We start from the raw sequence: 26,020 nt of genomic DNA on the forward strand, positions 1-26,020 counted from the left end.
ACGGCCCCACACGGCGGGAAACCGTCCCGGGCCCCGGGTCGGTTCCCGCCGCGCCCTTGCTTTGCGTCCACGGCCGCCCGTGCCGCGGTCCTCGGCTCCTAGACGGTCACGGGAGTCTCGGGCTTCATCTCGTAGGAGTGCTGGATGGCCGGGTGCCGGGTCCCGAGGCCGTCCGTGACCTTGCGCTCCCAGGGAACCGCCTGGAGCTGCTTGGTCTCCTCAAGCATCGATTTGGGCTCCAGGTTGCGGTAGCTGTCGACCTCCCCGGCGGCAACGGCCGTCAGCGTGGCGAACACCGCTTCCGGGTCGAACTGCGGGCGGGGGAAGGCGAGCTTGGAGTAGTCGAAGAGGCGCTGCGAGGGGTCGTCCTCCCAGCTCTCCCAGGTCTGGAACATGCGGTCGTTGAAGCCGGTCAGGAAGGGGCCCGGGTTGACCGTGGCGACTTCGATGTTGTGCTCCTGCAACTCGTAGGCCATGGTCTCGGCGATGGCCTCGATCGCGTGCTTCGAGGCGGAGTAGATGCCGGTGAAGGGATTGACGTTCAGGCCCTCCCGGGAGGACACCCACACGACGCGGCCGGCCCCGCGCCTGATCATCTGCTTGACGATGCCCTGGGTGAGGACCAGCGGACCCGTGACGTTGACCTCGAACTGGTGCCGGATGTTCGCCTCGGGAATGTCGACCGTGGAGCCACCCTCGCCCACTCCGGCGTTGTTCACCAGGATCTCCACACCCCAGTCGAGGGCCTTGTGGCGGTCTCCGTCGTTCGTGACGTCGAGCTTCACGACCTGAAGTTTGACTCCGCGCTGCGCCGCCTGCCATTTCAGCGTCTGCACCTGTGCGTAGATCTCCACCCCGGCGATCACGTCGAAGCCCTTCTCGGCGAGGCGCATGGCGGCCTCGAACCCGAAGCCGGTGCCTGCTCCCGTTATGAGGACCTTCTTCAGGTCCTTGAATGCTGAATTCGCCATGTGGAGTCGTTCCTTTCGCGTCCTCCGTCGCTCCACGGCGCTTCAGGGACCGGCACACTGCGGGAAACGCTCAACGGCAGGCACCTCACGGTGGCTTGGAGACGGTGAGGCTGGGTGAGGCGGCTGCGGTCGAACCTCGAAGCCGCCTGCCACACGCAGCGCCACCAGGATCTTCAGATCGGGCCCCGGCGGCCCCCACGCCGTACCTAATGTCCAGTCTGGGGCCGCATGCGGCTCCCAGCAACTCAGCGAACCCGGCCCGGCCCGCCGCCGTTTCGGTATCTCACCCGGAGCTCACGTTGCACCGCGGCTCAGTGGGAGAACTCAGGGTTCTCCGCCGCCGACGAGGTCACCGACGTAGGGCGTGGCTTGCTGCGGGCAAGCCATTCGAGGCGTTTGCCCGGGTCCGGGTAGGTCGGGACCACATGTCGGCCCCATGTTCCGTTGACGAGGCCCGCGAACGCACCGTATAGGCCGAGCGCCGCGGTGAGGAAGCCGAAGCCGCTCGCAACCCTGATCAACGTGGTGGATTCGACGAACTCGCCTGCCGTGAGGAGGGAAACGTTGATGGTGGTGGTGATGAATGCGGCCAGGAGCACGGCCGTCGTTCGAACTGCCGCAAGCGTGAGGACGAGGAGGATCACTGCCCACGGCAGCAGGAAATGACCCGTCCCCGTGTGCACCTGTTCAGCGGGCAGAGTAACGATGACGAACCTGGCGTAGACCACGAAGCACAGCCAGAACGCGCCCAGCACGGTGAAAGCGGTGGCGCCGAGCCTGCTTGCCACGCATCCCGATGCCACGCTGGATGATCGGCAGTGGGTGTGGTGGCCGCTTGACAAGCCATCGACGGTTGGACCGCTGGTTTTCTCGCCGAGTTGGAAGGTGCCGCTACCGATGGCTGGCGCGCCGTGTCGTAGGTCCGGTGAAGGTATGTGGCCGCGCATCGAGCTACGTCGCGCCGTTCGCCGGGGTGGGCGCACAGGTGGTCGGAGTCGATGGTCACTTGGCCCTCCTCTTGGTGGTTCGAGAGGCGGGTTTCCGCGGCGATGCACCTGTTCCGTCCTCTACCTGCGGCGAGCTTGGTCGGTGTCCGGCGCAGCCTCTGTCGGGGCGTCCGCGGCGTCACCTTCCGCGCTCGCTTCCGAGTCTGGGATGTCCGTGTCTGCGGCGGCTGCGGCGAGCGCCGGGGCGAAGAGCTTGACCCATGGCCTGTGGTCTACGTACCAGGGCTTGTACTCACAGGCCGGAAGGAGGTCTCCTTCGAGCATGCGCATGATGATGTCCTCGGGGCCCTCGTCCGTTTCGGTGACGAGGTTGGCCGCCTTGTTGCATCGGCGCCCTTGCGGTAGGCGTGCGGCGACCTGGGCGTCGTAGGCGGATGAGCGGTGTGGTGAATTTGCTGGTCACGGGGCTTGGTATGCGCGGGGTTCAGGATGCTCAGGCTGGTCGTGGGCGGATGACTTCGGTCAAGATCGTCGGTCAGCGGGCGACTTCGCGGTTTGTCAGGACCAGCAGCGCCCTCACCAGGGCGGTCGCCCACTTCGGGTCGGTGCGTATCTTGCCGAGGACGCGCCAGTTCTTCAGGTGGGCAAACCCGCGTTCGACCGGCGCCCGGACGGCCGCCAATGCCTTGTTGGACAGCTTCTGCCCTCGCGTCAGCGGCCGGTTCCGGGCGGCCTTGTATCCGGTGATCACCGCCGGGTCGGCGTCGGAATCACTGTCGTCGAGTCCGATGAATCCCAGGTCGGCGATGGCTCCGAGCCCGGCCGCCCGCAACTTCTGTGTGAGCTTGTCGTGACGGCAGGCGGTGATCTCCGAGGTCCGCCCGGGCCGGGCCGCCGAGACCCAGAGCAGTCGGCCCTTGTCGTCGGTGAGCGCGATCACGAGCAGGCCATGGTGTTTGTGCTTGCCGGAGTAGTTCTTCCGGTTCTGTGTCCCGGTGCGCCGCCGTGTGCGGACCAACGTGCCGTCCAGCAGTACGACTCCGCCGCCCGTGCGGGTGATCTTCTTCAGGGCCCGGTCCACGCGTGGGGCGCGGGCGGCCAGCAGGCCGACGGCCTCCCTGACCCACCGTGTCACGGTCGTGCGGTGTATCCCGTTGCCGCCGGCCAGATCACCCGGCCGCTGGTCACAGCGCAGCACCGCCAACACGATGGCGGCGATCTTCCCTGCGGACAGGGCCCGCCACCGCGAGCCGATCTTCTTCAAGTGGCCGCGTATCAGGCCGGCGAGCCAGTGCAGGGTGGCACTCGACAGAGGCAGGCGGGCGGTGTAGACAAGGCCGTCAGGGCCCTCGACGGAACTGTTGTTTTTCTTCACACCAAACTCAACTGCCGCCGGGGGTCGGTCAGTTACACCCCGGCCTCGCGCGGCTACAGACGTGCGGTGAACTGCCCGTCAGGGCGTTTGTGTAGCCAGCCGCGGTCGGCGAGCTTGGTCATCTTCGCCCGCAGAGGTTCCAGCTTGCCGCGCACCGAGGCGTCCAGACCCAGCCGCTCGCCAACCGCCCTGACCTGCACCGGGCAGTCGGCCTCCCGCACGATCGCCAGGATCTTGCGGTAGTCGCCGGGCAGTGCGCCCTCGTCGGCCGCGTCGCTGCGGTGCGGGATGAGCAGGACTGCCCGCCCGGCCACCTTCGCCGGTACCGGAGCGACAGGCCCGGCGTCAGCCCGAGCCTGCTCGGCCAGGCGGTTCAACACGCGCTCCGCGATCGCCGGTTCATCCCGCTCGGCCTGGACCTCCTGGAGTTGCTTGGCCAACTCCTCGGCGAGGGCTTCTAGTTCGCTCCGACGGGCGGTGATCCACAGCGTCTCCTGCATCCCGCGCCCTCCCGCTTTCTCGCGGCGTGCCGACCTGCTCACGGATCGTAGCCGGGGGCCGGTCGTGGGTGCAGCCGAACCCGGCATCACGCCGGAGCCGGACCTGCCCGATGATCTACGCCATGGTCATCGGCAGCCGACCGGCAGGAGTACGTAACTCGCCATTCACGCCAGTCCCGTGACCTGCGACTTCATGATGCACACCGCTCAATGAGGGCGGCGTTCGCGGCCCGGTAGGTCGCCAGCCGCAGGTACGTCTGGTCGACGTGGGACAGCCGCCCGTACTTCAGCGCGTCCACGCCGCCCAGGACCGGGGTGTAGCCGACGTTGCAACCGTGGGCGACCAGCAGCGCGGCGATCGTGACGTGCAGGTCCTTCAGCCTCGCCTCGCCGCCGGTGACCGAGGTGAACGCCTGGTCAGCGCCGGTCCAGGAGAACACCTCCAGCAGCACCTCGGGCAGGTCCACACGCGGCAGCATCGCGTTCACAGCCACCCGCAGGTCCAGCAGGGAGGCCGGTTCGGGTTCCGGCTCCAGGGCCGCGAAGTGCAGCCGCCCGTCGTCGTCGAAGACGATCTGCGCGTTGTCCGGGACCCGGCCGGCGACCTCCCGGTAGGTGCCGTCCAGCAGCGCGGCCCGCGCCGCCAGGTGCCCGCCCGCCTCACCGGGCAGGTTCAGCGAGGCCAGCACGGTCGGCCGGGCCTGCTCCCACGCCTCACCGGCCAGCAGCTTCGCCCTGGGGTCGCCCCACTTGGACGAGTTCTTCGCGAACACCTGCTTGCTCCGCAGCATCCGGTGCAGCTGCTCCAGGACGCAGAACGTGTACGCCTTCCAATCCGCCGTGCCCGGCTCCAGGTGCGGGGCCGAGAGCACCAGGCGCCGCCACGACCCGGTCAGCAGACCGGTGTCGATCTCGGCCGGGCCCACCTTCTTGCGGCCCATCAGCTCCGGCAGCGACCGCAGCGCGTTCAGCACGGCCTCGCTCTCGGGGGTGGCGTCGAAGTCCACCACGCTATCCAGCAGCCGCAGGAACGGCCGGACGGTCCCGAACCGGCCCACCAGCATCGCCCGCCATGCCTCGTCGGCGTCGGAGTCCAGCGGCGGAGTCAGCTCGAACAGCGCGGCGATCGCCGCGGCCAGCTCGTGGCGGGGCACCACCTGCTCGATCTCCGCCCACATCGCGTCCAGGCTCGCCACCTTCGGCGGCGCGATCTCCCCCGTGTCTGTGTCGACCTGCTCGGAGGTGGTGTCGAACACGACCTGGAACGCGGTCGCCAGCTTCGCCGACGCCCGCTCCACGCGCGGCAAGGTCTTCAGTTTCTCCTTCGCGCTCTCGCGCTCCGCCCTGGCCAGCAGCTTCGTCGCGATCAGGACCTCCAGCAGGTCCAGCGCGTCATTCACCGCCCGCGACGTGAGGTACACCGTGGTGGCCAGCAGCGTCGCCAGCCGCCGAGCATCCGAGTGCCGACGCAGCAGCGACGCCTTGCCTTCCACCCCGTACCGCGACAATTCCGCCAGGCGCCGCGGCGGTATCCCCGACACGTCCAGGGCGTCCATCCCGAGCGCGGCGATCTCCTCCGCCCGCTCCAGGGCCCGCTTCATCTGGGGGCCCGAGATCCGCACCGGTCCGCGCCGCAGCCGGTCCAGCTCCGAGACCCGCTCGCCGGGCGGCACCGTCAGCAGGCAGTCCAGCACCGCCTGCTGCCCGACGCTCAGCATCCCGTAGAGGGTGTCCCACAACCGCTGGTTCGCCGCCTCCCGCACCGCCCCCACCAGCCGGGCCAGACGGCTTGCCCCCGGCAGCAGCACCCGACCCTCGCGCAGCCAGCCCGCCGCGTCGAACAGCGCCTTCGGACCGTCCCCCGTCGTCCATGTCCGCGCGTCCAGCCAGCCCGCCAGCTCCTCGCGGACCTCGGCGAAGTCCCGCCAGCCCCCGGCCTCCTGGATCTCCCCAGCGTGGGTACGGGCCGTACCGTCCCGCTCGCCGTACAGCTTCAGGCACGAGGCGTCCGCGATCTCCAACTGCCCGGCCAGGTACTCGGCCACCTCCGCCGGCACCTGCCGCGGGTCTGACATGAACCGGCCCAGGAACCGCACGCTCGTCAGCTGGACCGCGAACCCGAGCCGGTTGTGTGAACGGCGCTTGGCCTGCACCGCCTCCCGGTCCGCGTCGTCCAGGAAGAAGTACCGCTCCAGCTCCGCCCGCGAGGGCGCCTCGTGGAACGACCCGTACCGGGCCGCCTGCTCATCCGTCAGGAACTCGACCGCCACAACAGCTCTCCGAAGATCGACAACAACGACCCACGAAGGCTCCGACGCTCAATCACCCCAGGTCAAAGCACCAAACCGCCCAGCGAACCCTTAGCGCACGATCTGACACGGATGTTCCTCAGCCCCCGGATCTGTCCGACGACGCCGGCGGCAGCCCAGCGGGCCATGAACCCGTAACAGGTGCGCCAGGGCGGGAAGTCCTTCGGCAGGGCCCGCCACTTGCAGCCGGTGTCCACGACATAGCGGATCGCGTCCACGATCTCCCGGTGGGGGTGCTTCTCGGGACGGCCCCCCGTTGTCGTCTCGCAGGCCGGTGTCGGCAACAGGGCCTCGATCAGGGCCCATTCGTCGTCCCAGGTGTCGGAGGGGTAGCAGCGTGGCCGCGGCAACTTCCCTCCTCTCAGAGACGGGGCGGGGCTGGCCGCTTCGCGGCCGGCCCCGCCGGTCAGGCGTCGGTGTAGTCGGCGATCACATCGAGGGTGGACTCGACGGAGCTGAGCTGGGTGTTCAGGTGCTTGATCCAGCGGCCCTTCGGCTGGAGGGCCGCGTGCGGGGCGACGACGCCGGTTTCGAGATAGGAGCCCAGAGCCGTCTCGGTCGGACTGCTGGGTGCTCAGCGGCTCAAGGCGGCTTCGTGGTCGATGCGCGACAGCTTCTCGGGATTGCGTACGGCGTAGAGGCCGGTGATGAGGCCGTCGGCGACGTGTGCCGCCATGATGGTGTCGATCGTTCCGTGCAGTCGCAGGACGAGCGCCGGGTAGCCGTTGATCTGCGTGGGCTGCAGTTCCATGCCGGCGTTGATCCGGCCCAGCACGTCTGCCACGGTGTGGGCGCCGATGACCGGGGCCAGCGCGGCCTGCACGACCCCTCCGCCGTCGGTCAGCAAGACGATGTCCGGCGCGATGATGTCGAGCAGGCGCTGCGGGTCGCCCGTTTCGATGGCCTGTCGGAAGGCGGTGAGGACAGCCCGGGTCTCGGCGGGGGACATGATGGCATGCGGTCGGCGCGCCGCGACGTGGGATCGGGCCCGGTGCGCGATCTGACGGACGGCGGCCTGGGTCTTGTCGACGGCTTCGGCGATCTCGTCGTAGGCGAGGTCGAAGACCTCTCGCAGGACGAACACCGCCCGCTCGGTTGGCCTGAGTGTCTCCAAGACCAGCAGCATCGCCATCGACACGCTGTCGGCCAGTTCGACGTCGTCAGCTACGTCTGGGGAGGTCAGCAGCGGCTCCGGCAGCCAGGGACCGAGGTACGACTCCTTACGGCGGCGCAGCGTTCGCAGCCGGGTCAGCGCCTGGCGGGTGGTGATCTGGACGAGGTAGGCGCGCTGGTCCCGCACCGTGTCATGGTCGACGTCTGCCCAGCGCAGCCAGGTTTCCTGTAGGACGTCCTCCGCGTCCGCCGCGGAGCCGAGCATCTCGTAGGCGACTGTGAACAGCAGGTTGCGGTGGGCGAGGAACGTCTCGGTGGCAGAGTCTGCACAGCGGTCGAAGGCAGCAGGCTCGGTGTCGGATTCGGCCGTGTCACGCATCGGTTCGTTGTGCTCGATCATCCCGGGCTCCTGCCTGTTCGCGCTTGTTCGTTTCGCACACGAGACGCTGCCGGGCACCGGTTTGTGACGTCGGCAGCGGATGCAGTTGCGACTGAGCCGGATCAACGGCTTCGGCCTTTTGCATCGACACTCATCGGCACGGGTGTGGCCGGTGAGACCGTGGCGCAGGTCAACCCGGCCGCCGCCTGGCACCCTTGGGTCATGTTCGCCATGGGCGAGGCGCGCTCCGTCGGCGCTCGCCGGGGACGGCCCCCGCCTCGGGTGCGTCCGACCGGATCGGGCGTCTTCCTTGTGTCAGTAGCGTCCCACCGCGATGAAGGCCGCAATGGCGAGGTAGACGACGTTCACCGCAACGAGCTTGTACTGGTCGAGACGGCTGTGGGTGATCATTGCGCCGACCATCAGGGCGATCCAGCAGGTGGCGGTCACGGGGACCACCACTGGTGCGATGCCGAGGGCTCTGGGCAGGATCAGGCCGAGGGCGGCCAGGAGCTCGGTTGCTCCCAGCGCTCTGATGGCGTTGGCGCCGAATCCGGCGGTCCATTCAGCGCCGTGGATGGTGGCGAGCTTCTGCTTCGGGACGAAGGACTTCGTGATGCCGCCGGTCAGTGCGACCAGGGTGAGCAGGATGGCGGCGATCCACAGGGCGAGGTTCATGGTCTTCCTTGGATGTCGTCGTTGCGCCGATGTCCCAGCCCGGGTGGGTGGTCCCGGGCTGGGCGGTGTCTTCTGGTCAGTCGGCCATGTCGGCGAACTGTCCGCTGTGGTACGAGCCGCCGGGGTTGCGGATGATCACGTTGAGCCGGTTGTTGGCGTTGATCATGGCGATCAGGGAGACCAGCGCGGCGATCTGGTCGTCGTCGTAGTGTTCGCGCGCGCTGGTCCAGGTCTGGACGGACACGCCCAGGCCGGTGTCGGCGAGGCGGGTGCCTTCCTCCGTCAGCGCCAGCGCGGCGCGTTCGGCGTCGGTGAAGACGGTGGACTCGTGCCAGGCGGCGACCAGGTGGAGGCGGACTGCGGTCTCGCCGGCGGCCGCGGCGTCCGTGGAGTGGTAGTCGACGCAGAAGCCGCAGCCGTTGATCTGGCTGGCGCGCAGCATCACCAGGTTCTGGGTGGCCTGGGGCAGCGGCGAGTCGGTGATCGCGAGAGCGACGTTGTAGATCCGCTTGGCGATCTTGGCGCCGAGAGCGTTGTCCAGCAGGTTGAAGCGGGGTTCCATGGTCGATGTCCCTCAGTGTGGATGCGGGGGTGTCGCGCGGGACTTCCGCGCTGCGTAAGTCCTTTTGTGCGTTGGCGCGTTGCGGACGCCGCGGCCTCTAGAGACGGTCGGGCTGGTAGGTGCCGCCGGGCTGCCGGGTGATGACGCTCATCCGGTTGGTCGCGTTGATCAGGGCGATGAGCACCACCAGATCGGACAGTTGATCCTCGGTGTGGTGTTTGGCGGCCTCGGCCCAGGCCTCGTCGCTGACGGCGCCGGCCGCGTCAGCGATGCGGGTGCCCTGCTCGGTGAGTTCCAAGGCGGCGCGTTCGGCGTCGGTGAAGACGGTGGACTCGCGCCAGGCGGCGACCAGGTGGAGGCGGACCGCGGTCTCGCCGGCGGCTGTGGCGTTCTTGGCCCAGACATCGGTGGCGTAGCTGTCGCCGTTGACCTGGCTGGCCCGCAACAGCACGAGTTTCTGGGTGGCCGCGGGCAGGCTCGACTCCTGCAGGAGGGTCGTGCTCGCCGTGCCGAATTGGGCGGCGGCCTTGGCCGAGCTGGGTGTGTCGAACAAGCTCAAACGAGCGGTCATGGTGCGCTCCTTGCACAGTCGTCGTCGGGCGAAGCCGAACAGGAGACGCCGGCGGCCCGGGCGGTGTGACAGCCCGGGGGTGTGACCTACGTCGCCGAGGACGGGTGTCACGCAGCGGGTGGAACTGGCGTCATGTGTGTGGGTCAGGTGGGGGAAGCGTCAGCGTCTTCATCCCGCGTGGCGCTGTGCCGAGCGGTGCGCGGCGACGCGCCCTGTTCCCGGTGTCCGAGGCCGAACCACGTTCGGCGCCTCTCGGTCGAGGTTCCTGTGCCGGTGATCATTGCGAGGTCAGCGAGGTCAGGAGTTCACGGCCTTGCTGCCATGGGCCCAGGCCCGCAGCGGAGTTGATGTGTCCGACGGCGCCGGCCAGGTGCCATCGGGCTCCCCATCGCGTCGTGAGGTCGACGGCCGCCTCGGGGGTGCAGTACGCGTCGTTGCTACTGCCCACGACCAGGGTCGGGGTCAACAGCGGCTGTGCCGATACCTCGGCGAACGTCGGGGCGGTCTGGCGTGGGAACGCCGGCCCTCGCGGATCCGGCGGGGCGACCAGGAAGGCGCTGCCCGTGGGGCGTGACGTGTTCCTGTTCAGCCAGGTGGATGCCGCCCAGCAGCCCAGGCTGTGGGCTACCAGCACCACCTGGCTGTCATGCCGGGAGGCCTGGTCGTAGGCCGCCTGGACAGCGCCGACCCAGTCGTCCAGATCGGGCTCGGACCACGAGGTCGGGGAGATCCTCACGGCCGATCCACTCCGCTGACGCTCCCACACGGTCTGCCAGTGTTGCTCGTCCGACCCGTCGATTCCGGGGATGATGACGTACGCGACCACTCGTCCCACCGTTTCACTCGTTAACCCTGCGATCCGGTGGGGTGCCTGCTGCAGATCCTGGCGGAAGCATCGGGGCGGTGGCCGCGGCGCAAGTGATGTCAAAGAAGATGGTGCGGACAACGATGGAATCACTCGACCAGATCGACCGGGACATCCTTGAGTTGCTTCAGGCCGAAGGCAGGCTGACGGGCGCCGAGGTAGGCCGACGCGTGGGGCTCTCCCAGCCCGCGGCCAGCGCATGCATCCAACGACTGGAGAAGCACGGCGTCATCACCGGCTACCGTGCCGCCGTCGACCCGGTGGCGCTCGGCCTGCACCTCCATGCAGTCATTCGGCTGCGCACCACCCACGCCCAGCTCTCGCACGCCCTGGACCTCGCCTCCCGGACACCCGAGATCGCCTCCACCCTGCGAGTCACCGGGGAGGACTGCCTCATCTTCGATGTCTACTGCCCGCAGGTGCGACGCCTGGAGGAAGTTGTCGACGCACTCGCCCGCTACGGCCCGGTCACTACCTCCCTCGTGCTGCGCGCCTACCCCCCGAGGCCGCTGAGGGACGCCGGCAACGCAGGAACCCGAAGCCTTGATCGGCCCCGGTGATCCGCCCCACAGCGCACGACCGGGCCGGAAGCCCGCGAGGGGTGCGGCATCGGTGGATCGGCGGTTGCCCCGCAAGGCTCCAGAGCACGACGGAAAACGAGGTGCGTGCGGCCAATGCCCCTGCCATGCTCCGCCGATGAACCGTGAACAGATGTCCGCGATCGCCCATGCCGAGCACCCGATCAAGTCCCCGCTCGACGACCACTCGGTCCGCCGACTGCTGGACCGCGGCCTTGCCCACGGCAGTGAGCGCGCACTCGATCTCGGCTGCGGCTCAGGGGAGTGGCTCTTGCGGGCCCTGGCCGCACACCCGCACCTGCACGCCGAGGGCGTCGATATCTCCGAGTACGCCCTGGCCCAGGCCCGCAGCACAGCGACCGATCTCGGCGTCGAAAAGCGCCTTGTCCTGCACCACATGAAGGCCGAGGACTTCACCAGTGCCGAGCCGTTCGACGTCGTCCTGAGCTTCGGAGCCGCGCACGCCTTCGGCGGCCTGCTCCCCACCCTCGCCGCAGCGCGCAAGCACCTGGCCCCCGGCGGGTGTGTCCTGATCGGCGACGGATTCTGGCAACACGCCCCGTCCCGCGAAGCCATCGAGATGCTCGGGGACTTCACCGACCTCGCGACCACCGTGGACCGCGTCGTCGCGGACGGATGGACCCCCATCGACGGGCATGTCAGCACCCGCCGCGAGTTGGACGACTACGAATGGGCCTGCTGGGGCTCACTCGCCGCATGGGCCCTCGACCACCCCGACCACCCGGACGGCACCGAAGCACTGACAATGGCCACCACCCGCCGCAACGAATGGCTACACGCATACCGAGACACCTGGGGCTTCGTCTCCTTGGTCCTGCGCCAAACCCCGAACCGCGCCTGAACCAGCCCGATCCACCCCACGCACAACACCGCCCGCCCCGGGGCGCACGGTCTGACGAACGGACCGCCCGCCCCGGGCTGCACGTACGTCGGCCTCGACGAAGCGAAACGCTCGAACGGGCGGGGCACCGACGTCGTCGGCGACGCTGCCGTCCCTGGTGGTCCGCATGCAGTGCGCCGAAGAACCCGTTGGCAGGTTGCTGCGGTCCGGGCGGGCCGACATGGGGGATGCCGAGGCCATTGAGCCAGCCGTGTCTGTGCCATCAAAGATTGCAGGCGTCCGGCCAGCGCAGTCGTGGTCCATGGCCACGAAGCTCCACCGTCTATGAGCGAGAGCTGGGTGCGAAGAAGGTGTCCCAAGGCAGAGGGGTCACCCACTCCTTGCCATGCTCAACGTATAGCGGACTGGGGGCTTGCGGCAAGGCCCCCGGTGTGCCGCAGAATCGCTGGCCGAAGCCGGAAGCTACGGAAATGGGTGTCGCGAAGTGCGTGTGTTGTTGTCGACGTATGGGTCGCGCGGGGACGTCGAACCGCTGGTGGGACTCGCGGTGCGGTTACGGGAACTCGGCGCTGAGGTGCGGGTGTGCGCGCCTCCGGACGAGGACTTCGCGCGGCGGTTGGACGGTGTGGGCGTGCCGCTGGTGCCCGTCAGCCGGTCGGCGCGGGCGTGGACGAAGGAGGCCCCGCCGGCGTCTGGCCTGCCGCAGCGCGCGGCCGAGGTGATCGCCGGGCAGTTCGACGCGGTCACCGCGGCGGCCAAGGGATGCGACGGGCTGGTGGCGACCGGGATGATGCCGGCCGCAGCCGGTGCGCTGTCGGTGGCCGAGATGCTGGGCATCCGGTCCGTCTCCGTGACCTTCCAGCAGCTCACCCTGCCGGCGCCGCACCGCCGGCCGCTGGCGTATGCGGGGCGGCCGTTCCCGCCGGAGGTGACCGATAACCGGGTGCTGTGGGATCTGGACGCCCAGAGCATCGACGCGCTGTTCGGCGAGGCGCTCAACATGAACCGGGCGGCGGCCGGTATGCCCCCGGTGAAGCACGTCCGCGGCTACGTCATCGGCGACCAGCCATGGCTGGCGACGGACCCGGTCCTGGACCCGTGGCAGGAGACACCCGACCTCGACGTCGTCCAGACCGGCGCATGGGTCCTGCCGGACGAACGCCCGCTCCCGCCCGAGTTGGTGGCGTTCCTGGCCGCCGGCGCGCCACCGGTGTACGTGGGCTTCGGAAGTATGCCGATGCACGCCTCGACGGATGTCGCTCAGGTGGCCATCGAGACGGTTCGCGCGCAGGGCCGCCGCGTCGTCATCGGGCGCGGCTGGGCGGACCTGACGCTGATCGACGACCGGGAGGACTGCTTCGCCGTCGGCGAGGTCAACCATCAGGCACTGTTCGGCCGGGTGGCCGCCGTCGTGCACCATGGCGGCGCGGGTACCACGGCGACGGCGGCCCGGGCCGGCGCGCCTCAGGTGGTGGTACCTCAGTTGGCGGACCAGCCGTACTGGGCCGGCCGGGTGGTCGAGCTGGGCATCGGCGCGGCGCACGACGGTCCGACTGCGACCTTCGAGTCCTTGTCGGCCGTGCTGAGGGCGGCCCTGGCCCCCGAGACCCCCACACGAGCGGCCGCCGTGGCTGACACGATCCGCACCGACGGGGCGGCGGTGGCCGCGAAGCTGCTGCTCGACGCGGTCAGCCGAGAAAGGCCGGCAGTGTCCGCGTGAACCGCGCGGGATCGCCGAGCAAGGGAAAGCCGGCGTTGGCAGGCCCTCGGTGTTGGTAGATTGAAGGCGAATGAATGATCTTGCCCCATGACCGGAGGTCGAGGGCAGCCAGTCTTCTGCGACGCCAAAGGCGCGTGGTCTGCTCGTCGTGTTCGCGCAGCATCCTCATGACGGTCGCGGGCGAGGGGTGTTGGCCCTTCTTCTTGCCGGTGGTGATGACAAGGCGGGCGGCGATGTCGCGCAGGCTCATCTCCTGATCCCGAAGGCGGAGGGCCATGGACAGCATGTGATCGTCGGTGACGCCCGCGCCCCCGATGGTCATGCCGCGCTGGCGGGCGGATTCGTGGCCTTCGAGGGTGCGGTCGCGGATGTACGCGCGTTCCATGCCGAACAGGGCGGCCAGCATGGTGAACACGAAGCCCGAGGGGTCGAGCGAGCCCTGGAGCTCACCCGTGAGGAACTTAAGCCCGACGTCGCTCGCCTGCAGTTCCTCGGCCAGGATCGTCAGTTCGATGCCGAGGCCGAGCCGCTTGTGCTCGTGAACGACGAGGGTGACGCGTACGCCGTCGGCGCGGGGCAGTTCGATCTAGGCCGAGCCGGGCTTGCGCACGGCGGGGGTGGGGACGCCAAGGGCCTTGGCGAGTTGGGGCACGAGGCGGAAGTGGGCGGTGTGGTGCTGGATGGCCACGTTGCCCTTGCCCTTGCCCGTGCGGCACGGCGAGCCCGCCGGGGTGGCGCAGATGGACATCGGGCAGTTGTGCCATTTCACGCGCTTGAAGTCGTCACTCACGAGCCCTGACTGTTTCGAGAGGGCGTTTCAGCCCTCCGGCAGTTTGCAACGACTCATGAAACATGGAACCCGCAGTATGACCGGCGACCGTCGCCGTGTTTCCCGAGCGAACACCTATGAAACAACCTCAGGCTTATGAGGTCGGGGCGACCGTGACGGTGATCGAGCTGTCAAGCTTGCGGACGGTGTCGAGGTGGCCGTCGTCGACGCGGCCGATGATCATTACTCCGGTGGTGCTCCGGGAGTGCTCTTGGCCGTCGAAGAGAATGGTGAACCAGCCGCCGAAGTAGCCGATGTCGCCGTTCTTCCAGCCGGCTTGCTGTCCGGCCTCGTCGGTCTCCAGTGGTGCGGCGGGCCCGCAGTAGTCGTCGGCGTACCGCTGCAAGGTGATGGTGAAGGGCAGCTTTTCCTTGAACCGCCGGGCGGTGAGAGTGTTGTTCAGGGTGGCGGGGATCACGGTGCTGCCGACGGTCAGCGTGACCGGAGTGCCGTGCTCAGCGGTCTGGTGTGGCATGCCGGGTCTTCCTTTCGTGGCCGCCTGGCGGGGCAGGGTTGTTTCTGACAGCAGGGTGCGGCCGGCCTGCCGGGTGGGGCGGGCCGGCCGCTGGGCGCCGCTTCGCCGGGGGTTACTGGCCGAGGTGCTTGCCGTAGAACTCCGACAGCTTGGCGATGGCGGGGGTCACGTACGCGTCCCTGTCGTACAGGTCGATGTGGGTCGCGCCCTCGATGAGGAACAGTTCCTTCGGCTCGGCGGCCTGCGCGATGGCCTCCTCGCTGAAGTAGCGGGTGTCGGCGTCCGTGCCGGCGATCATCAGCAGCGGACGCGGGGAGATCCAGTTCTGGTGCGCGAAGGCGCTGTACTGGGCCAGGACATCGGTGCGGACCACGGACCAGTTGGCGGAGCGCGGGTGCTGGCCGCGGGGGGTGCGGTAGTACTCGGTGCCCTCGCGGTACATGCTGCGTTCGGGGAAGCCGGCGGCATCGAAGCCTCAGAGCGCGTCACCCTTGTGAACGGTGCCTTTCGGGACATCCCCGGGCGCATATATCTCTTTGACGAAATCTGGACCGGCCACGCACGCCATAATCTCCACCGTAGCGCCCTTCAGTAAGCTGACCAGCTGTTTGCAGCCAAGGGAGGGCGACTTCGCACGGCCCCACCCGGCCGCTCTGCTGCTCGTCATCACACTGCCGGAGTCTGCCGATCGTTCCCGTTTGTCCGAGGACTGAGAGAGCGAGACGATGCACCGTCTCGGGTTCGTCCGCGTGTCACGGAACGGCAGAGGATGACTGACCGCCCCGGCGGGCGGCCCGGACGGCGGCGACGTGGGGCCGGATGAAGGCCTGCGCCCGCTGTTCGGCCTCAGCCCGCTCTTCGTCGGTCAGGACCCGCCGTACGCACAGTTCGGTGATCTCGACTTCGTACGTGCGGTAGTCGTCCGAGGGCCGGGGCAGCGGGACGGGGTACAGGTGCCAGCCGTGCGCGGTGGCCCGCCACAGCTGCCGGTCGTCCTCGGTGAGTGTGCCGAAGTGGTCGATGAACATCGCCACGACGTCCGCGGTGAAGTACATCGACGGCCGGTCGCCTGCCGCGCACCCCGGGCGGCCGTCCTTGCCCGTGCACACCGCGAGGCGCCGGTCGTAGCGCGGCGGCCGGAAGCGGGGATGGGCGCGCTGCTGGGTGTAGGTGCGGTCGACGGGCAGGCGGTGGACTTCGACGTGGCCGCCGGCCTCAAGGAGGCGGACCGCCCTCTGTACGGCGGCACGCTGGGCGTCGGTCGGCTGCTCGACTGCGTAGACGACGCGGGCGAGGCCGGTGACCGAGGCGGCTATCGGGGTGCCGTCGATACCGCTGAGGCCGCCGGGCTCGCTGCGCACGTACGCCAGCACGGCCCGCTGTACTCGCCCGAGTCCTCGCGACATGCCCCTCCAGTGTCCCGTCCGCCCGGGTCTGGGATACGAGCACTTACTGTCCTGTCTCACTCAATCGAGTCGTTGTCTCAACGAACCGAGTCGCTCGAGCTTTTGCCTCCGCGAAGCTAGTGTCCTGAGTAAGAGATCCTTCGGCGGTACGCTGCGACTTTGTGGAGGATCTCGTCTGAGACATGCCAGTTCAGCAGTATTCGTCTGCGGCTGCCCTGTCGACGGGTGCGGGCGAGTGGGTGCCGGACGGCCGGGAACTGCTCTGTCGGACGCAGTTGCCTCCGTCTCGTCGCAGGCCGGGTCTGTCGGGGCCGACCGTGTCCTGCTCAGCCGGGCTGTACGACGGTGGCGATCTTCCCGGTCCCGAGGTCGTAGGCGTAGCCGCCGATCTTGATGTTGCCGATGGCCGGCGCGAGCTCGGGTGCCGAGCGCAGCTTGGTGATGTCTTTCTGGACCGTCTCGGACGGCTCCAGGACGGCCATCTCCAAGGAGGTCTGTTCGTCCCAGCCGCCGCGGGCGGCGTAGCCGGCGCGCAGATCGTCGTCGGCGAGCAGTCCCGAGCCGCAGTCGGTGTGGTGGATGACGGCGATCTCGAACCAGTCAGCATCGGGGGTCTTGTTCTCGTGCAGGTGCACGATCCAGGCGAGGTCCTTGACGACCGCTGGCGTCACACGGCCGCCGACGTTACGTGCGACGATCGCTTCTCCGAGTCGGGCGCCCAACACAGCCGCGGGCTCCACGCGCGGATCGATGCAGATGATCAGGTACAGCTGCTTGAAGGGGATGAACGGGACCTGGGGAACGTCGGCCTGGGCACCGGAGGCCGCGAAAGCCTGGTTGCGCTCCAGGTACGGGGTGAAGTTCGACATGGCTGGTTCCTTCAGGAGGCGGTGGCAGCCTGGGGCTGTGAGACCGGCACCACGTGCGCGGCGTCAATGTCCGTGATGCGCGAGCCGGCCTGTTCGGCCATGAACCGCAGGCGGGCGGCAGCAAGCCGTCCTAGGCGCCACCATCGCCCACGAGGGGATCGTGCGCCAGGCGGGCTCGCCCCGCAAGGGCGAGCCGAGCGTCGCCGACCTGAAGGCCCGCCGCGAACGAGCGCTTCAGTCCGAAGCCATGGCGGCGGTCTATCGGCGTCGTCTCGAGCGAACCGGATCAACTGTGATCACATGAGACGGACAGATGCAGTCTGTCTCAACGAACCGAGTCCACGCGCCTCACTCAATCCAGTCCGCCCAGGTCAGCGCCACGCGGACGACTAACTGCGATGGGACAGGACACTTACGGCTGTGCCGGGGTGATCTGTCCCGTCTCTGCCGATCTGGTCCCTGTCTCAAGTGATCTGGTCCGATTCACTTGTCGTGTCAGATGATCTGGTTCGCTGCGAACTCCAGAGTCCTCGCGCCCCGATCGCATCATCGTGAGCGCACCTGAAGCTCTCCGGTAGCAGTCAGTGTCATCGGGGTCTGCCACCACCCGACCCTGCCGCACGGCCCATCCTCCGTCTGATGGACTGGCCGGACTCTTCTGCTAACCCGGAGCGCCTGCTTGTCGCCCTCGTCCGCCGTGACGGTCACCGTGACGGTACGTCCGGCGTCCGGTCCTGCCGACGTCGGCAAGAACAGCGAGTGCGCGGAGGGAGACGTGCCCGCTATCGCCTGGCATCGGCCGTTGACGCAGGCACGCACGGTCGCCTGTTGATGCGATGCCACCCACGGTGCGACATCCAACAGCACGTCCGGAGCGGGCTCATTCGGCCCGTTGCACACCTTCGGTGACGCACATCCTGCGACCGTACCAATGGTCAGGGCGGCCACCCACAGCAACCTGGTTGCACCGGATCGCACTGCTCTGCCGGGCACGGTGGTGGCTCCGATCGCTTCGTGACAGGACCTGCTCTGCCTTTGCGGGACCGCAGCGTAACTCTCCTCGTGCCATGTTCGGAGGGCAGGCGGCTCAGGAAGTGGTCCATCGGCTTCGGGATCGCTCTGACAGCGGGGGTGAGGTAGCGGTGCGGTTCCTCCCGCCCAGGGCCGTCGTCATCCCTGACGTCGGACGACGGAACCGAACCGGATCAGCTGAGACAACGTCCGGCATCCACTCACCAAGGACCAGAACAGCCGAGATCCTCGGCATGCTCACGTCTCAACTGACCTGGTCGCTCCAGGTTAACGGTCTGGGCCGGGGCCAGATCGTTTGAGACGGGGCAACAGCTGGCCATGTGCAGCGGTGATTGGCCATCGAGTCGGGTGACTAGGCCACTGGGAGCACGCTGACGGTCACTCGTGGTCCGTCGGCCGAGTGGTCGTCGATGCGGAACTGGACCATCTCGGCCTCGGCGAGCCGGTGCAGGGCGGTGCGCACCAATACGGGCTGGACGCCCAAGGCCCGGGCCGCGGGGTGAAGCGGAAACTGCACGGTATGAATGTGAGCGTCCTGACGGACATCGGTCGCGAGATCCACGATGAGCCCCGCCACGACCGCGCCGTGGGGAACCTGTCGCGCTCTGAGTACCCATTGCAGGGCCCAGTTCTTAGATGAGGCGTGGCGCATTTACCTTCCCTTCACTCCGTGACAACCTTTCCGTTGCTTTTGATGAGCTTCCGTGAAGGTCACTCCCCTGGCCACCTAGATAGGCTAAACGGGGTGCATGGCTTGATTCGGACATCCGTACGCTGCGGTGTGGTTACGAATCCCACACGTTCTAGTGTCCGTGATGTGAGCGGGCCATGATGGGTGCATGACGTTGGCCGCGCGGGCTTTCACCCAACTGGCGACTTGGCCCGACCTGACCGAGGCGGAGCCCAGCTGCGGCGTGGGGCGGGCACTCGGCTCAGCCCACGGGGAAATCGCTCACTTCCATTCCGACCGCGACGTTGACCTTTGCCTCACCGTACGGGCTATCCGGCGGTTTGAAGAGCACCTCACGGCAGCCGCGATCCAGCTGGTGCCCGACTCTCACTGGGTGACGCTGCGCCTCAATTTCGCGGCGGATGTCGACCTGCTCATGACCCTGGTCAGCCTTGCTCTCCAGGCGCACCAGGCATGGCCTGATCCAAGCGATAGTCCACGAACCCGATGCAATGATCACAACGGCGCGGTCGTTGCGCGCCAGAATCTTGGTGACGGCTGAGGGCAACTCTTTTAGGCAGGTGGCACTGTGGCTGACCAAGCGCGCGAGGACGACGCCATCCGCGGAGTAGTGGAGCGCCTGAAGGATGCCTTTAGTGCGACTCACGGTCCGGCCGAAGTCGAGGCAGCCGTAACCAAGGCACACGCGTCCTTCAGTGATCGGCCCGTGCGGGAGTTCGTCCCTGTATTGGTCGAGCGCAAGGCCAGGCGCATCCTCGCCGAATCTTCCGGCTGACGACGCAGCGACCACCCAGGAGCCGTTGCAGTACAGCAGATGATCGAAGTGAAGGTGTTGGGCATCTGAGCAACGAACGCTTACGCCGCGGCTGTCGGCGGGGGGCGGGATGGCGAAGTCTCCGGGACCTGGCCGGTCCCGGAGGCTCATCCCTTGCTCCGCAGGCACTGCTCAACGAGCGCGGCCCTGACGGTGTCACGCTGCGGCGTGCTCCGCCACCGGGTCGAAGGGACTGGGGTAGGCGGCCATTTCCTCGAGTCGCCGGATGACGGTATGGGTATCGCCCAGGGCCCGGTGGCCGCCGCCCAGCTTCTGCCAGGTGTAGCTGCCGAAGTAGTCGTGCCAGTCGCCGTAGAAAATGGCGTACTGCTCCATCGCGCACTCCTCCCACTCCTGTGCGTCCAGCCAGGCCTGTGCGGCCGGATGCCGCCGGGCGCCGTACCGGGGCTGTTTGGTGAAGTCGACCGTGCCGCGGGCCTGGTGGTGAAGGTGGAGCTCCCACCCCAGCCGGCCGGTGTCGTACGCCCGGTTGTAGATCACGATCCGGCGCCCGGCGAGGGCCTCGGTGAGGCGGGGGAGGACCTCGGAGAAGGTGGGCGCGTCTTCGACCATGGCGTCCGTGATTTTGTGAATCGCCGTGGCCTCCGCCGGGATCGGCTCGCCGCCGGGGTTGATCAGCGTGTCGAGCAGCACCGTCCCGGACGCCGTGGTGACGGCGATCTCCACGATCCGCGACGTCGCGCTCAGGCCGGTCGTCTCGGTGTCCAGGATCGCGTAGGCATCCGGGTCGGCGAGGATCTTCTGCGCCCACGCGATGGTCGGCCCGAGGTCGCCCCACCGGGCCCGGTCCGCCAGCCGCTGCGCCTCGACGCGCTCGCGTTCGATCTCCTGGTCGCACGGGGTGCAGTGCCAGTCGGCAATCGCCTGCTCGCGCTCGCTTATCGCCGGCCACACCGTGAGCGGGTACAGCTGCACCAGGCACCGCCGGCACGAGCGCTCTACCAGCGACCGCGCCACCCGCCGTCCGCGCTCAAGGCGTTCGTCGCACGCCAGGCACATCCCGTCGCCCCAGCTCCTGGCGGGCGTCGGCGTCCGGAAGACGGTGCCGCAGTCCTGGCAAGTCCGGCTCCGCAGGTCGGCCCGGCGCCGGGCTTCCCTGTCCTCGCACACGCCGCACATCCCCCACACCGGAACGGGGAACACCTCGCCGCAGTCGGTGCAGGTGCGGCGCTGCTGCATCTGGCGGCGCTGCAGAGCCGACAGCGGCCGCATCTTCACCGCATGTTCTGGGTCCCACAGCGCGATCCGGGTCCCGTACCAGTGGACGTAGACGTACGCGGCTGGCTGCTGTCCCGCAGCGGGCTTGCGCCGCACCGCGCCCAGTTGGGCCTTGGTCCGCGGGTACGCCGGTGCCCTGCCGCTCGTGTACACCGGCACTCCCTTCACGAACTTCAGCGGCTCGCCCCGGGCTGCCCGGTCCGGGGCGACGTCGTCCTCCCGGTCCGCCGACGCGGTCAACACCTCGTTCACGAATTGCTTCCTTCGGCCTAGCGGCGACCAATCGCAATGGAACGTGACATAACGCATGAATTAGTGTCAAGTACCAAGAGAAGCAGGCAAGTTACGCGGATGCGCTTAGATACCCGCTCGCGTACGCGAGGGGAAAAGTCACCCGTCCGGGCGTCCGGCTGAGCCCTGGAGTCGCCAGGGCGTGGTCGGCAGCGTGGTCGCCCCGACCATGAGCCCGACCACGCCTCCCGCCGTACCGGGTCCAGCCCCGACCACGGCTGGTCAGCGAGGTGCGTCCCTGGCTGGCTGCTTCTCGTGTTGCCCCTCTTGGTGTCCTTCGTGGTGCTTCTCGTAGTGCCCTTCTTGGTGCCCCTCGTGTTGCTTCGGCTGGTTGGCCGTTGGCGTTCGGATACGCGGCTGACCAGGTCGACAAGGGGCGGGTACGTGCTGGTCGGGTGGCCGACTGCTTCGCTGCAGAGGGTCTGCGGGCGAAGGACAGACCCGTGCCGCGTCTGCGGCGGCCGCACGTCAGGTCGGCCGGTGCCCGGGCTCGGTCCAGCGCACTCGCCGGCCGGGTTCGTGGACGGGCCGCCACACGGGTCCGGAGGGGCCGTACTGGAGCAGGTCGGCCAACGGCGCCGCGAGGACGGGGACGTCGTACATGAAGCGGGACGGCGCCAGCAGCCCAACCCCGGCGCGCAGGGCGCGGATCCGGTTCTCGACACCGGCCGGGCCGGTGCCGTCCAGGACGAACAGAACGCGGGGGAAGAGCGGGTAGCGCCGCCGCCACTCCTCAGCCGCCGGTTCCTGGAAGGTCGGTCGGCGCCCCGGGACCACGGGCACATAGCGGTGGAGGCGTTCGTACGCGGTCAGCTTGGCGGCTAGGCGCTCCGGGCCCATAGTGGCCCGGTCGACTTCCACGAACGCCCGCAGCATGGACCCGGCGTCACCGCCGACGGGCCCGGTTCGGTAGTACAGGAGCGCGTCGGGGATGACCGCCTCGCCGCTCCCGACCGGATGGTGGACCTCAGGGATCCAGTCCAGCGGCTCGCACACATCGCCGCGGCGCCGGGCGTCCTCGAGGAAGACCAGCGCGGTCTCGGTCACCGTCAGCGTGTGGCCGGCCTTCAGCCGCACGGCGGTCGGATCGGACACCGTCCTGGACGGCCGGCGCCCACGCAGCTCGGGCCACTCACAAGCGAGCTGCACACCGTACGCGATCGGGAACCACACCCGGGTCCGCCCGGCCTGCGGCAAGGTGACGCGGTCGGCCAGCCGCAGTGCCCCCTCCACGTCGCCCAGGAGCGTGCGCCACGTCTTCTTCTGTTCCGGGGTGCCGTTGAGCAGTGGGGGAGTGCGCAGGAGTTTGCAGCGGGCGGCGAGTTGGGCGCCGCGGGGCCCGGTGAGCAGCGGTGAGTCCTCCACGTTGACGCCGGCCAGCACGAACGTCGCGGGTACTCGTTCCATCGGGGTCTTGACCTGGTCGGAGGTGTCGGCGCCGGGCCGGGTACGGGTGTTGAGCAGGTGCACGTCGTCGATGAACACCAACCGGGTGCCCCGCTCGTACAGGACGTGACACACGGCGTTGGTGATGGTGTGTTCGGTCATCCGGTCATGGACGGGAATTCCGGCGAACCGGGCGAGGACCTTGGCCAGGTTCCTGGGCGTGTAGGTGGGCGGGACGGAAGCGAACAGCACGGGCATGGAGCCCTCCAGGCCCGGCCGCCGGCGCCGTTCGCTCAGTTCGAAGGACCGACCGAGTTCCATGAGCGTGGTCGACTTTCCCGCCCCCGGTGGCCCGGACATGATCAGCCCGCGCCGGGCCGTGCTCGACTGCCGGTTGTTCACCAGCAGAGTCACCTTCAGCTCCGCCTTCGCCCGCTCCATGGAAGGCGTCTTGAGGGTGACGAACTCCGAGTGGTAATCCAGCAGCCTCGTACGGTCCCAGGACGGGTCGTCCACCGGAGGGGCGGTCACACGCAGACGGCAGACGTACTCCTGCCACCGGACGCAGTCCGTGACCGCGCCGGGAGTGACATCGCCGTCGGAGAAGTCGCCGCTCACGGCAGCAGTTACGGCAGCCACTGGTCCTCCTCAAGGTCCTGGTCACTGAGGATGAGAGACCCTCCCGGGACATGGCCGGCCTCCGGCCCGTCACCGACGACGGTCTCGTCATCGTCGTCCTCGTCCGGCAGGGTCTCGTCGTCGGGATCCGGCGCCGCGTACACACCGGGCAGCCCAAACGATGGGGCGAGCACGTCCAGCACGTTGATCTCGCCCTCGGGCACCGGCAAGGTCTCCGAGGCGCGGGACTTTGCCATCACCCGCCGCTCAACGGTGGACAGCTTCTCTTTGCCCGCGGCCCGCCTGAGGAAGGCGTCCAGGGCCAGGGCCAGTTCGGCCTCGTGTTCCTCACGCGAACCGGTGCGCTCGACCACCTTGCAGATGTGTTCCCAGACGTGGTGCGTGAACGGGAGGGCGATCGAGGTGGCATGGACCCACCCCACCTCACGGAACCCCTCTGGCAGCCGGACCCAGATCCGGACCGGGTCGTAGGGGTTGTAGTGCACCTCCCACAGGCCCTTTTGCGCCTGCACCCCGGAGTGCTGCCCGCGGTGTCCGTTGAGGCAGCTGCCGTCGTAGGTGCGGTAGTCGAACCGGATACCGGCATCGGTGATCGGCTGCCAGCGCACCGGCAGCAGCTCCATGAAGTCGTCCGCCGACAAAGGCACCGGCACGTATCCGGCGACGGGCAGCAGTGCTGCCCACATCTGGTTCGGGGTGAGAGCCTTCTCGGCATCAGCGGATGCCGAAGCCCCGCGTGCGGGCGGTGGTGCCAGTACACGAGGAACTCCTCCCACAATGCCTGGAGTTCGGCCACGGTCCACAGCGGCTCCTGCTCGACCTTGGAGCCGCGCTCACTCACGTTCGAACCGGTGTAGCCGGCAGCCACTGGCAGAACAGTGAATTGATCGAACCGAATGGCCTTTCCACATGGCCCTTGGCCGGTCCGTTGGCCGGAGGCACCGGCTGCAGTGAGACCCCCAGGCTCTCGCACGCGGCCCGGGTGGCCGCAGAGACGAACACCTTGCCCTGGTCGACCACGACCGTCTCGGGCACGATCACCGGACGGGCCGACGCGTCCTTCAGTCGCTCGTCGATGCCGGTCAGCCGCTCGTGCGGCACGACCGAGGAGGCCATCGACAGAGTCGCGGACCAGCCGGGCCGCATCACCATCGGCGACATCATCTGCGCCAGCAGCACCGCCACGTCCGTCAGCTTGCTACCCACCGGCCGCAGCACCCCCCACAGACCGCGCATGGCCACATCCACGGCGATGGTCAGCTCCAGCCGCCCCACTACCCCGTCGTCCAGGACCACCAGCACGTCCAGCGGCGAACTGTCCAGCATCACGATCTCCCCCGGACGCAGCGCCAGCGTCGGGGTGAACGGCGGGGCCGGACGGGCGGCGCGGGCACGCCGCTGCGCCACCGTCCCCTGCAACCCGAGGGATGCCTCCACCGTGTCGAGGAGCCTGTTGAACGTGGACTGCGGCGGCACCCCGACCGTCCGCAGGCCCGGCTCGCCGTGGTGGTCGTCCAGCCACCACTGCACCTCCCCGCGCATCCGCTTCTTCCACCCTCGCGACCGGGAGCGGGAAGCCTCGACAGGCAGCAGGGCGCGCAGTGCCTCGACCACCCGGGGATCGGCGCGGATCAGCCGCGCCGAGCTGCGACGCTTCTTGGCCAGCCCCCACACGCCGTCCGCGTGGTAGCGCGCACGCCACCTGCGCACCGTCGCCCGGCTCACGTCCGCCCAGCCCTGCGCGGCCAGTTCATCGGCCTTCGCCTGCTCCCGCTGGGCCAGCGTGGTGGACACGGGATCGTACTCAGGTCTCACCGACGCCGTGCCGTCCGGGGAGGGACACCCCGTCTCCACCTCACGGACGTGCCGCTCCAGTTCGAACGCACGCCACTGCTCGTCCTCGGACACCGTCGACAGCAGGCCCATCTGCGGTACCCGCAGACGCGACGGACCCCCTACCGGTTCGAACGACGCATCGCCGAGCAGCTCCGCCAGCCCGAACACCGCCAGCGTGTCCTGCCCGTCCTTCTTCTCCGTCCCGGAGAGCCAGATCCGCGCACCGGACACCGAGGATCCCTCGATACCCGCGACGGTCCACTCCCGGCCCCCGTAGCGCACGACGCTGCCGGGCCTGAGCAGGGGCCGGCTCACCGCCTGTCCTCCGCGCATGCCACCGCGACGGTCCGCTCGTGCAGCGGGCGTTCCAGCGGCACGCTCAGCACGCCCACCCAAAGTGCGTGGAACACCCACGGCCACACCGCGATCGGATCACCCAGCAGCCGCACCCCCTCCGCCAGCGCCGTCGGCTCCCGGAAACACTCGGCCACCTCCGGCAACCGGCCCCGCGCATACCGCGGATGCCGGTAGCCGGCAAGCCAGCGCACGTTGGCCTCCACCACCGGCTGCGGCGGTCCGACCAGACGGTAGTGCCAGCCTGCGGCGGCCGCAGCACCCTCCAGGTGGGCAGCCCGCCAAACCAGTCGCCGCCCCACCCTGAACCGGCTCGCGCAGTCCACCAGCAGTCCGCTGCCATCCGCCAGACGTGCCATCAGGTGCGGCGCGTGCGACACCTTCCTGCCACCCCGGCCGTGCCACGACAGCTCCACCGGCCGACAGGCCAGAGCCGTCACCACCGGATCGTGGTCCAGCATCATGAGCTGCGTGCGCATGGCTTTGAACCCATGGTGCACCAGGCACCTGTCGGTCGCGGACCAGTACCAGCCCGGAGCCGAGCGCCGCCCCTTGCAGACGGGGAACCGCCGTACCGGCAGGCACTCCTCCAGCCGCTGTTCTCCAGCCGTCTCCAGCCAGGGCGGATGAACCGTGCGGTCATGTGTGCCGGATCGGCGAAGCGACGGCCGATGCTCAGCGGTGGCGGGGGATCAGCCTGCTGGTGTGGTTCGAAAGACAGAGGGATCA

The 26,020-nt window shown here is 68.7% G+C and carries 26 protein-coding genes and 3 pseudogenes; 5 read left to right on the forward strand and 24 right to left on the reverse strand.

The window, feature by feature from the left end; translation table 11 throughout:
- Positions 1-98 precede the first annotated feature (98 nt).
- The 12 genes and pseudogenes from AB0D85_RS48390 to AB0D85_RS48445 form a co-directional block, all read right to left on the reverse strand.
- Positions 99-971, reverse strand: coding sequence for an SDR family oxidoreductase (locus AB0D85_RS48390; RefSeq protein WP_362336725.1), 873 nt, complete (start codon positions 969-971; stop codon positions 99-101).
- A gap of 311 nt (positions 972-1,282) precedes the next feature.
- Complete coding sequence (locus tag AB0D85_RS48395; RefSeq protein ID WP_362336728.1) at positions 1,283-1,759, reverse strand: acetate uptake transporter; 477 nt, start codon at positions 1,757-1,759, stop codon at positions 1,283-1,285.
- Positions 1,760-2,453: 694 nt separating this feature from the next.
- A complete protein-coding gene (locus AB0D85_RS48400; protein ID WP_362336731.1) occupies positions 2,454-3,293 on the reverse strand; it encodes a transposase family protein in 840 nt (279 codons plus the stop codon).
- Positions 3,294-3,346: 53 nt separating this feature from the next.
- Positions 3,347-3,793 (reverse strand): hypothetical protein, encoded by a 447-nt coding sequence (locus AB0D85_RS48405; RefSeq protein WP_362336734.1) that lies wholly within the window; start codon positions 3,791-3,793, stop codon positions 3,347-3,349.
- Positions 3,794-3,999: 206 nt separating this feature from the next.
- A pseudogene (locus AB0D85_RS48410) lies at positions 4,000-6,063 on the reverse strand (DUF4158 domain-containing protein); the annotation flags it as partial.
- A 125-nt stretch (positions 6,064-6,188) separates the two neighbouring features.
- A pseudogene (locus tag AB0D85_RS48415) lies at positions 6,189-6,452 on the reverse strand (transposase); the annotation flags it as partial.
- 56 nt (positions 6,453-6,508) lie between these two features.
- Positions 6,509-6,637 (reverse strand): annotated as a pseudogene (locus AB0D85_RS48420) (RacP protein); the annotation flags it as partial.
- 39 nt (positions 6,638-6,676) lie between these two features.
- A complete protein-coding gene (locus AB0D85_RS48425) occupies positions 6,677-7,594 on the reverse strand; it encodes an RNA polymerase sigma-70 factor (protein WP_362336822.1) in 918 nt (305 codons plus the stop codon).
- A gap of 315 nt (positions 7,595-7,909) precedes the next feature.
- Positions 7,910-8,272 carry a DoxX family protein gene (locus AB0D85_RS48430; RefSeq protein WP_362336736.1) on the reverse strand — a complete coding sequence of 121 codons (363 nt, stop codon included), beginning with the start codon at positions 8,270-8,272 and terminating at the stop codon, positions 7,910-7,912.
- 76 nt (positions 8,273-8,348) lie between these two features.
- A complete protein-coding gene (locus AB0D85_RS48435; protein WP_362336739.1) occupies positions 8,349-8,834 on the reverse strand; it encodes a carboxymuconolactone decarboxylase family protein in 486 nt (161 codons plus the stop codon).
- 97 nt (positions 8,835-8,931) lie between these two features.
- Positions 8,932-9,405, reverse strand: a complete 474-nt coding sequence (locus tag AB0D85_RS48440; RefSeq protein WP_362336742.1) for a carboxymuconolactone decarboxylase family protein — start codon at positions 9,403-9,405, stop codon at positions 8,932-8,934.
- A gap of 277 nt (positions 9,406-9,682) precedes the next feature.
- Positions 9,683-10,240 carry an alpha/beta fold hydrolase gene (locus AB0D85_RS48445; RefSeq protein ID WP_362336745.1) on the reverse strand — a complete coding sequence of 186 codons (558 nt, stop codon included), beginning with the start codon at positions 10,238-10,240 and terminating at the stop codon, positions 9,683-9,685.
- Between the two features lie 113 nt (positions 10,241-10,353).
- Here AB0D85_RS48445 and AB0D85_RS48450 point away from each other — a divergent pair, with 113 nt between their 5' ends.
- The 3 genes from AB0D85_RS48450 to AB0D85_RS48460 all read left to right on the forward strand — a co-directional run bounded on the left by AB0D85_RS48450 (position 10,354) and on the right by AB0D85_RS48460 (position 13,430).
- Positions 10,354-10,830: an Lrp/AsnC family transcriptional regulator gene (locus tag AB0D85_RS48450; protein ID WP_362336748.1), complete on the forward strand. Its 477-nt coding sequence runs from the start codon at positions 10,354-10,356 to the stop codon at positions 10,828-10,830.
- Positions 10,831-10,966: 136 nt separating this feature from the next.
- On the forward strand, positions 10,967-11,710 hold the full coding sequence (locus AB0D85_RS48455) for a class I SAM-dependent methyltransferase (protein WP_362336751.1): 744 nt from the start codon (positions 10,967-10,969) through the stop codon (positions 11,708-11,710).
- 490 nt (positions 11,711-12,200) lie between these two features.
- The gene (locus AB0D85_RS48460) at positions 12,201-13,430 is read left to right on the forward strand and encodes a glycosyltransferase (protein ID WP_362336825.1); all 1,230 of its coding nucleotides are present in this window, start codon (positions 12,201-12,203) and stop codon (positions 13,428-13,430) included.
- Here AB0D85_RS48460 and AB0D85_RS48465 read toward each other — a convergent pair.
- The 7 genes from AB0D85_RS48465 to AB0D85_RS48495 form a co-directional block, all read right to left on the reverse strand.
- Positions 13,399-14,016, reverse strand: a complete 618-nt coding sequence (locus AB0D85_RS48465; protein ID WP_362336828.1) for a recombinase family protein — start codon at positions 14,014-14,016, stop codon at positions 13,399-13,401. The genes AB0D85_RS48460 and AB0D85_RS48465 overlap by 32 nt on opposite strands.
- Positions 14,017-14,220, reverse strand: coding sequence for a hypothetical protein (locus AB0D85_RS48470; RefSeq protein ID WP_362336754.1), 204 nt, complete (start codon positions 14,218-14,220; stop codon positions 14,017-14,019).
- Between the two features lie 133 nt (positions 14,221-14,353).
- Entirely contained in the window at positions 14,354-14,734 is a 381-nt protein-coding gene (locus AB0D85_RS48475) for a cyclophilin-like fold protein (protein ID WP_362336757.1), read from the reverse strand.
- A gap of 112 nt (positions 14,735-14,846) precedes the next feature.
- Complete coding sequence (locus AB0D85_RS48480; protein ID WP_362336760.1) at positions 14,847-15,176, reverse strand: alpha/beta hydrolase; 330 nt, start codon at positions 15,174-15,176, stop codon at positions 14,847-14,849.
- A 310-nt stretch (positions 15,177-15,486) separates the two neighbouring features.
- Complete coding sequence (locus AB0D85_RS48485) at positions 15,487-16,140, reverse strand: hypothetical protein (RefSeq protein WP_362336763.1); 654 nt, start codon at positions 16,138-16,140, stop codon at positions 15,487-15,489.
- Positions 16,141-16,466: 326 nt separating this feature from the next.
- Positions 16,467-17,009, reverse strand: coding sequence for a carbonic anhydrase (locus AB0D85_RS48490; protein ID WP_362336766.1), 543 nt, complete (start codon positions 17,007-17,009; stop codon positions 16,467-16,469).
- 1,384 nt (positions 17,010-18,393) lie between these two features.
- Positions 18,394-18,558, reverse strand: coding sequence for a hypothetical protein (locus AB0D85_RS48495; RefSeq protein WP_362336769.1), 165 nt, complete (start codon positions 18,556-18,558; stop codon positions 18,394-18,396).
- Positions 18,559-18,880: 322 nt separating this feature from the next.
- On the opposite strand from AB0D85_RS48495, the gene AB0D85_RS48500 reads away from it, so the two are divergent.
- Positions 18,881-19,273: a luciferase family protein gene (locus tag AB0D85_RS48500; RefSeq protein WP_362336772.1), complete on the forward strand. Its 393-nt coding sequence runs from the start codon at positions 18,881-18,883 to the stop codon at positions 19,271-19,273.
- A gap of 69 nt (positions 19,274-19,342) precedes the next feature.
- A complete protein-coding gene (locus tag AB0D85_RS48505) occupies positions 19,343-19,507 on the forward strand; it encodes a three-helix bundle dimerization domain-containing protein (RefSeq protein ID WP_362336831.1) in 165 nt (54 codons plus the stop codon).
- Between the two features lie 195 nt (positions 19,508-19,702).
- On the opposite strand, the gene AB0D85_RS48510 is transcribed toward AB0D85_RS48505, so the two are convergent.
- The 5 genes from AB0D85_RS48510 to AB0D85_RS48530 all read right to left on the reverse strand — a co-directional run bounded on the left by AB0D85_RS48510 (position 19,703) and on the right by AB0D85_RS48530 (position 25,908).
- A complete protein-coding gene (locus AB0D85_RS48510) occupies positions 19,703-21,037 on the reverse strand; it encodes a 3'-5' exonuclease (protein ID WP_362336775.1) in 1,335 nt (444 codons plus the stop codon).
- A 507-nt stretch (positions 21,038-21,544) separates the two neighbouring features.
- Positions 21,545-23,101, reverse strand: coding sequence for a replication-relaxation family protein (locus AB0D85_RS48515; protein ID WP_362336778.1), 1,557 nt, complete (start codon positions 23,099-23,101; stop codon positions 21,545-21,547).
- Positions 23,089-23,787, reverse strand: coding sequence for a hypothetical protein (locus tag AB0D85_RS48520; RefSeq protein WP_362336780.1), 699 nt, complete (start codon positions 23,785-23,787; stop codon positions 23,089-23,091). The genes AB0D85_RS48515 and AB0D85_RS48520 overlap by 13 nt, the downstream gene beginning before the upstream one ends.
- Before the next feature lie 151 nt (positions 23,788-23,938).
- On the reverse strand, positions 23,939-25,252 hold the full coding sequence (locus AB0D85_RS48525) for a hypothetical protein (protein WP_362336782.1): 1,314 nt from the start codon (positions 25,250-25,252) through the stop codon (positions 23,939-23,941).
- Positions 25,249-25,908: a TnsA-like heteromeric transposase endonuclease subunit gene (locus AB0D85_RS48530; protein WP_362336834.1), complete on the reverse strand. Its 660-nt coding sequence runs from the start codon at positions 25,906-25,908 to the stop codon at positions 25,249-25,251. Before AB0D85_RS48530 ends, AB0D85_RS48525 begins: the two co-directional genes overlap by 4 nt.
- Positions 25,909-26,020 lie beyond the last annotated feature (112 nt).

Origin of the sequence: Streptomyces sp. NPDC048277, from assembly GCF_040652235.1 — a bacterium.
GTDB lineage: Bacteria > Actinomycetota > Actinomycetes > Streptomycetales > Streptomycetaceae > Streptomyces.

What these genes read in the sequence shown, in the direction of transcription:
- AB0D85_RS48390 (WP_362336725.1), bottom strand. Translation starts at nt 971, where the DNA reads ATGGCGAATTCAGCATTCAAGGACCTGAAGAAGGTCCTCATAACGGGA.
- AB0D85_RS48405 (WP_362336734.1), bottom strand. Translation starts at nt 3,793, where the DNA reads ATGCAGGAGACGCTGTGGATCACCGCCCGTCGGAGCGAACTAGAAGCC.
- AB0D85_RS48425 (WP_362336822.1), bottom strand. Translation starts at nt 7,594, where the DNA reads ATGCGTGACACGGCCGAATCCGACACCGAGCCTGCTGCCTTCGACCGC.
- AB0D85_RS48430 (WP_362336736.1), bottom strand. Translation starts at nt 8,272, where the DNA reads ATGAACCTCGCCCTGTGGATCGCCGCCATCCTGCTCACCCTGGTCGCA.
- AB0D85_RS48435 (WP_362336739.1), bottom strand. Translation starts at nt 8,834, where the DNA reads ATGGAACCCCGCTTCAACCTGCTGGACAACGCTCTCGGCGCCAAGATC.
- AB0D85_RS48440 (WP_362336742.1), bottom strand. Translation starts at nt 9,405, where the DNA reads ATGACCGCTCGTTTGAGCTTGTTCGACACACCCAGCTCGGCCAAGGCC.
- AB0D85_RS48450 (WP_362336748.1), top strand. Translation starts at nt 10,354, where the DNA reads ATGGAATCACTCGACCAGATCGACCGGGACATCCTTGAGTTGCTTCAG.
- AB0D85_RS48455 (WP_362336751.1), top strand. Translation starts at nt 10,967, where the DNA reads ATGAACCGTGAACAGATGTCCGCGATCGCCCATGCCGAGCACCCGATC.
- AB0D85_RS48475 (WP_362336757.1), bottom strand. Translation starts at nt 14,734, where the DNA reads ATGCCACACCAGACCGCTGAGCACGGCACTCCGGTCACGCTGACCGTC.
- AB0D85_RS48480 (WP_362336760.1), bottom strand. Translation starts at nt 15,176, where the DNA reads ATGTACCGCGAGGGCACCGAGTACTACCGCACCCCCCGCGGCCAGCAC.
- AB0D85_RS48485 (WP_362336763.1), bottom strand. Translation starts at nt 16,140, where the DNA reads ATGTCGCGAGGACTCGGGCGAGTACAGCGGGCCGTGCTGGCGTACGTG.
- AB0D85_RS48490 (WP_362336766.1), bottom strand. Translation starts at nt 17,009, where the DNA reads ATGTCGAACTTCACCCCGTACCTGGAGCGCAACCAGGCTTTCGCGGCC.
- AB0D85_RS48500 (WP_362336772.1), top strand. Translation starts at nt 18,881, where the DNA reads ATGACGTTGGCCGCGCGGGCTTTCACCCAACTGGCGACTTGGCCCGAC.
- AB0D85_RS48520 (WP_362336780.1), bottom strand. Translation starts at nt 23,787, where the DNA reads ATGTGGGCAGCACTGCTGCCCGTCGCCGGATACGTGCCGGTGCCTTTG.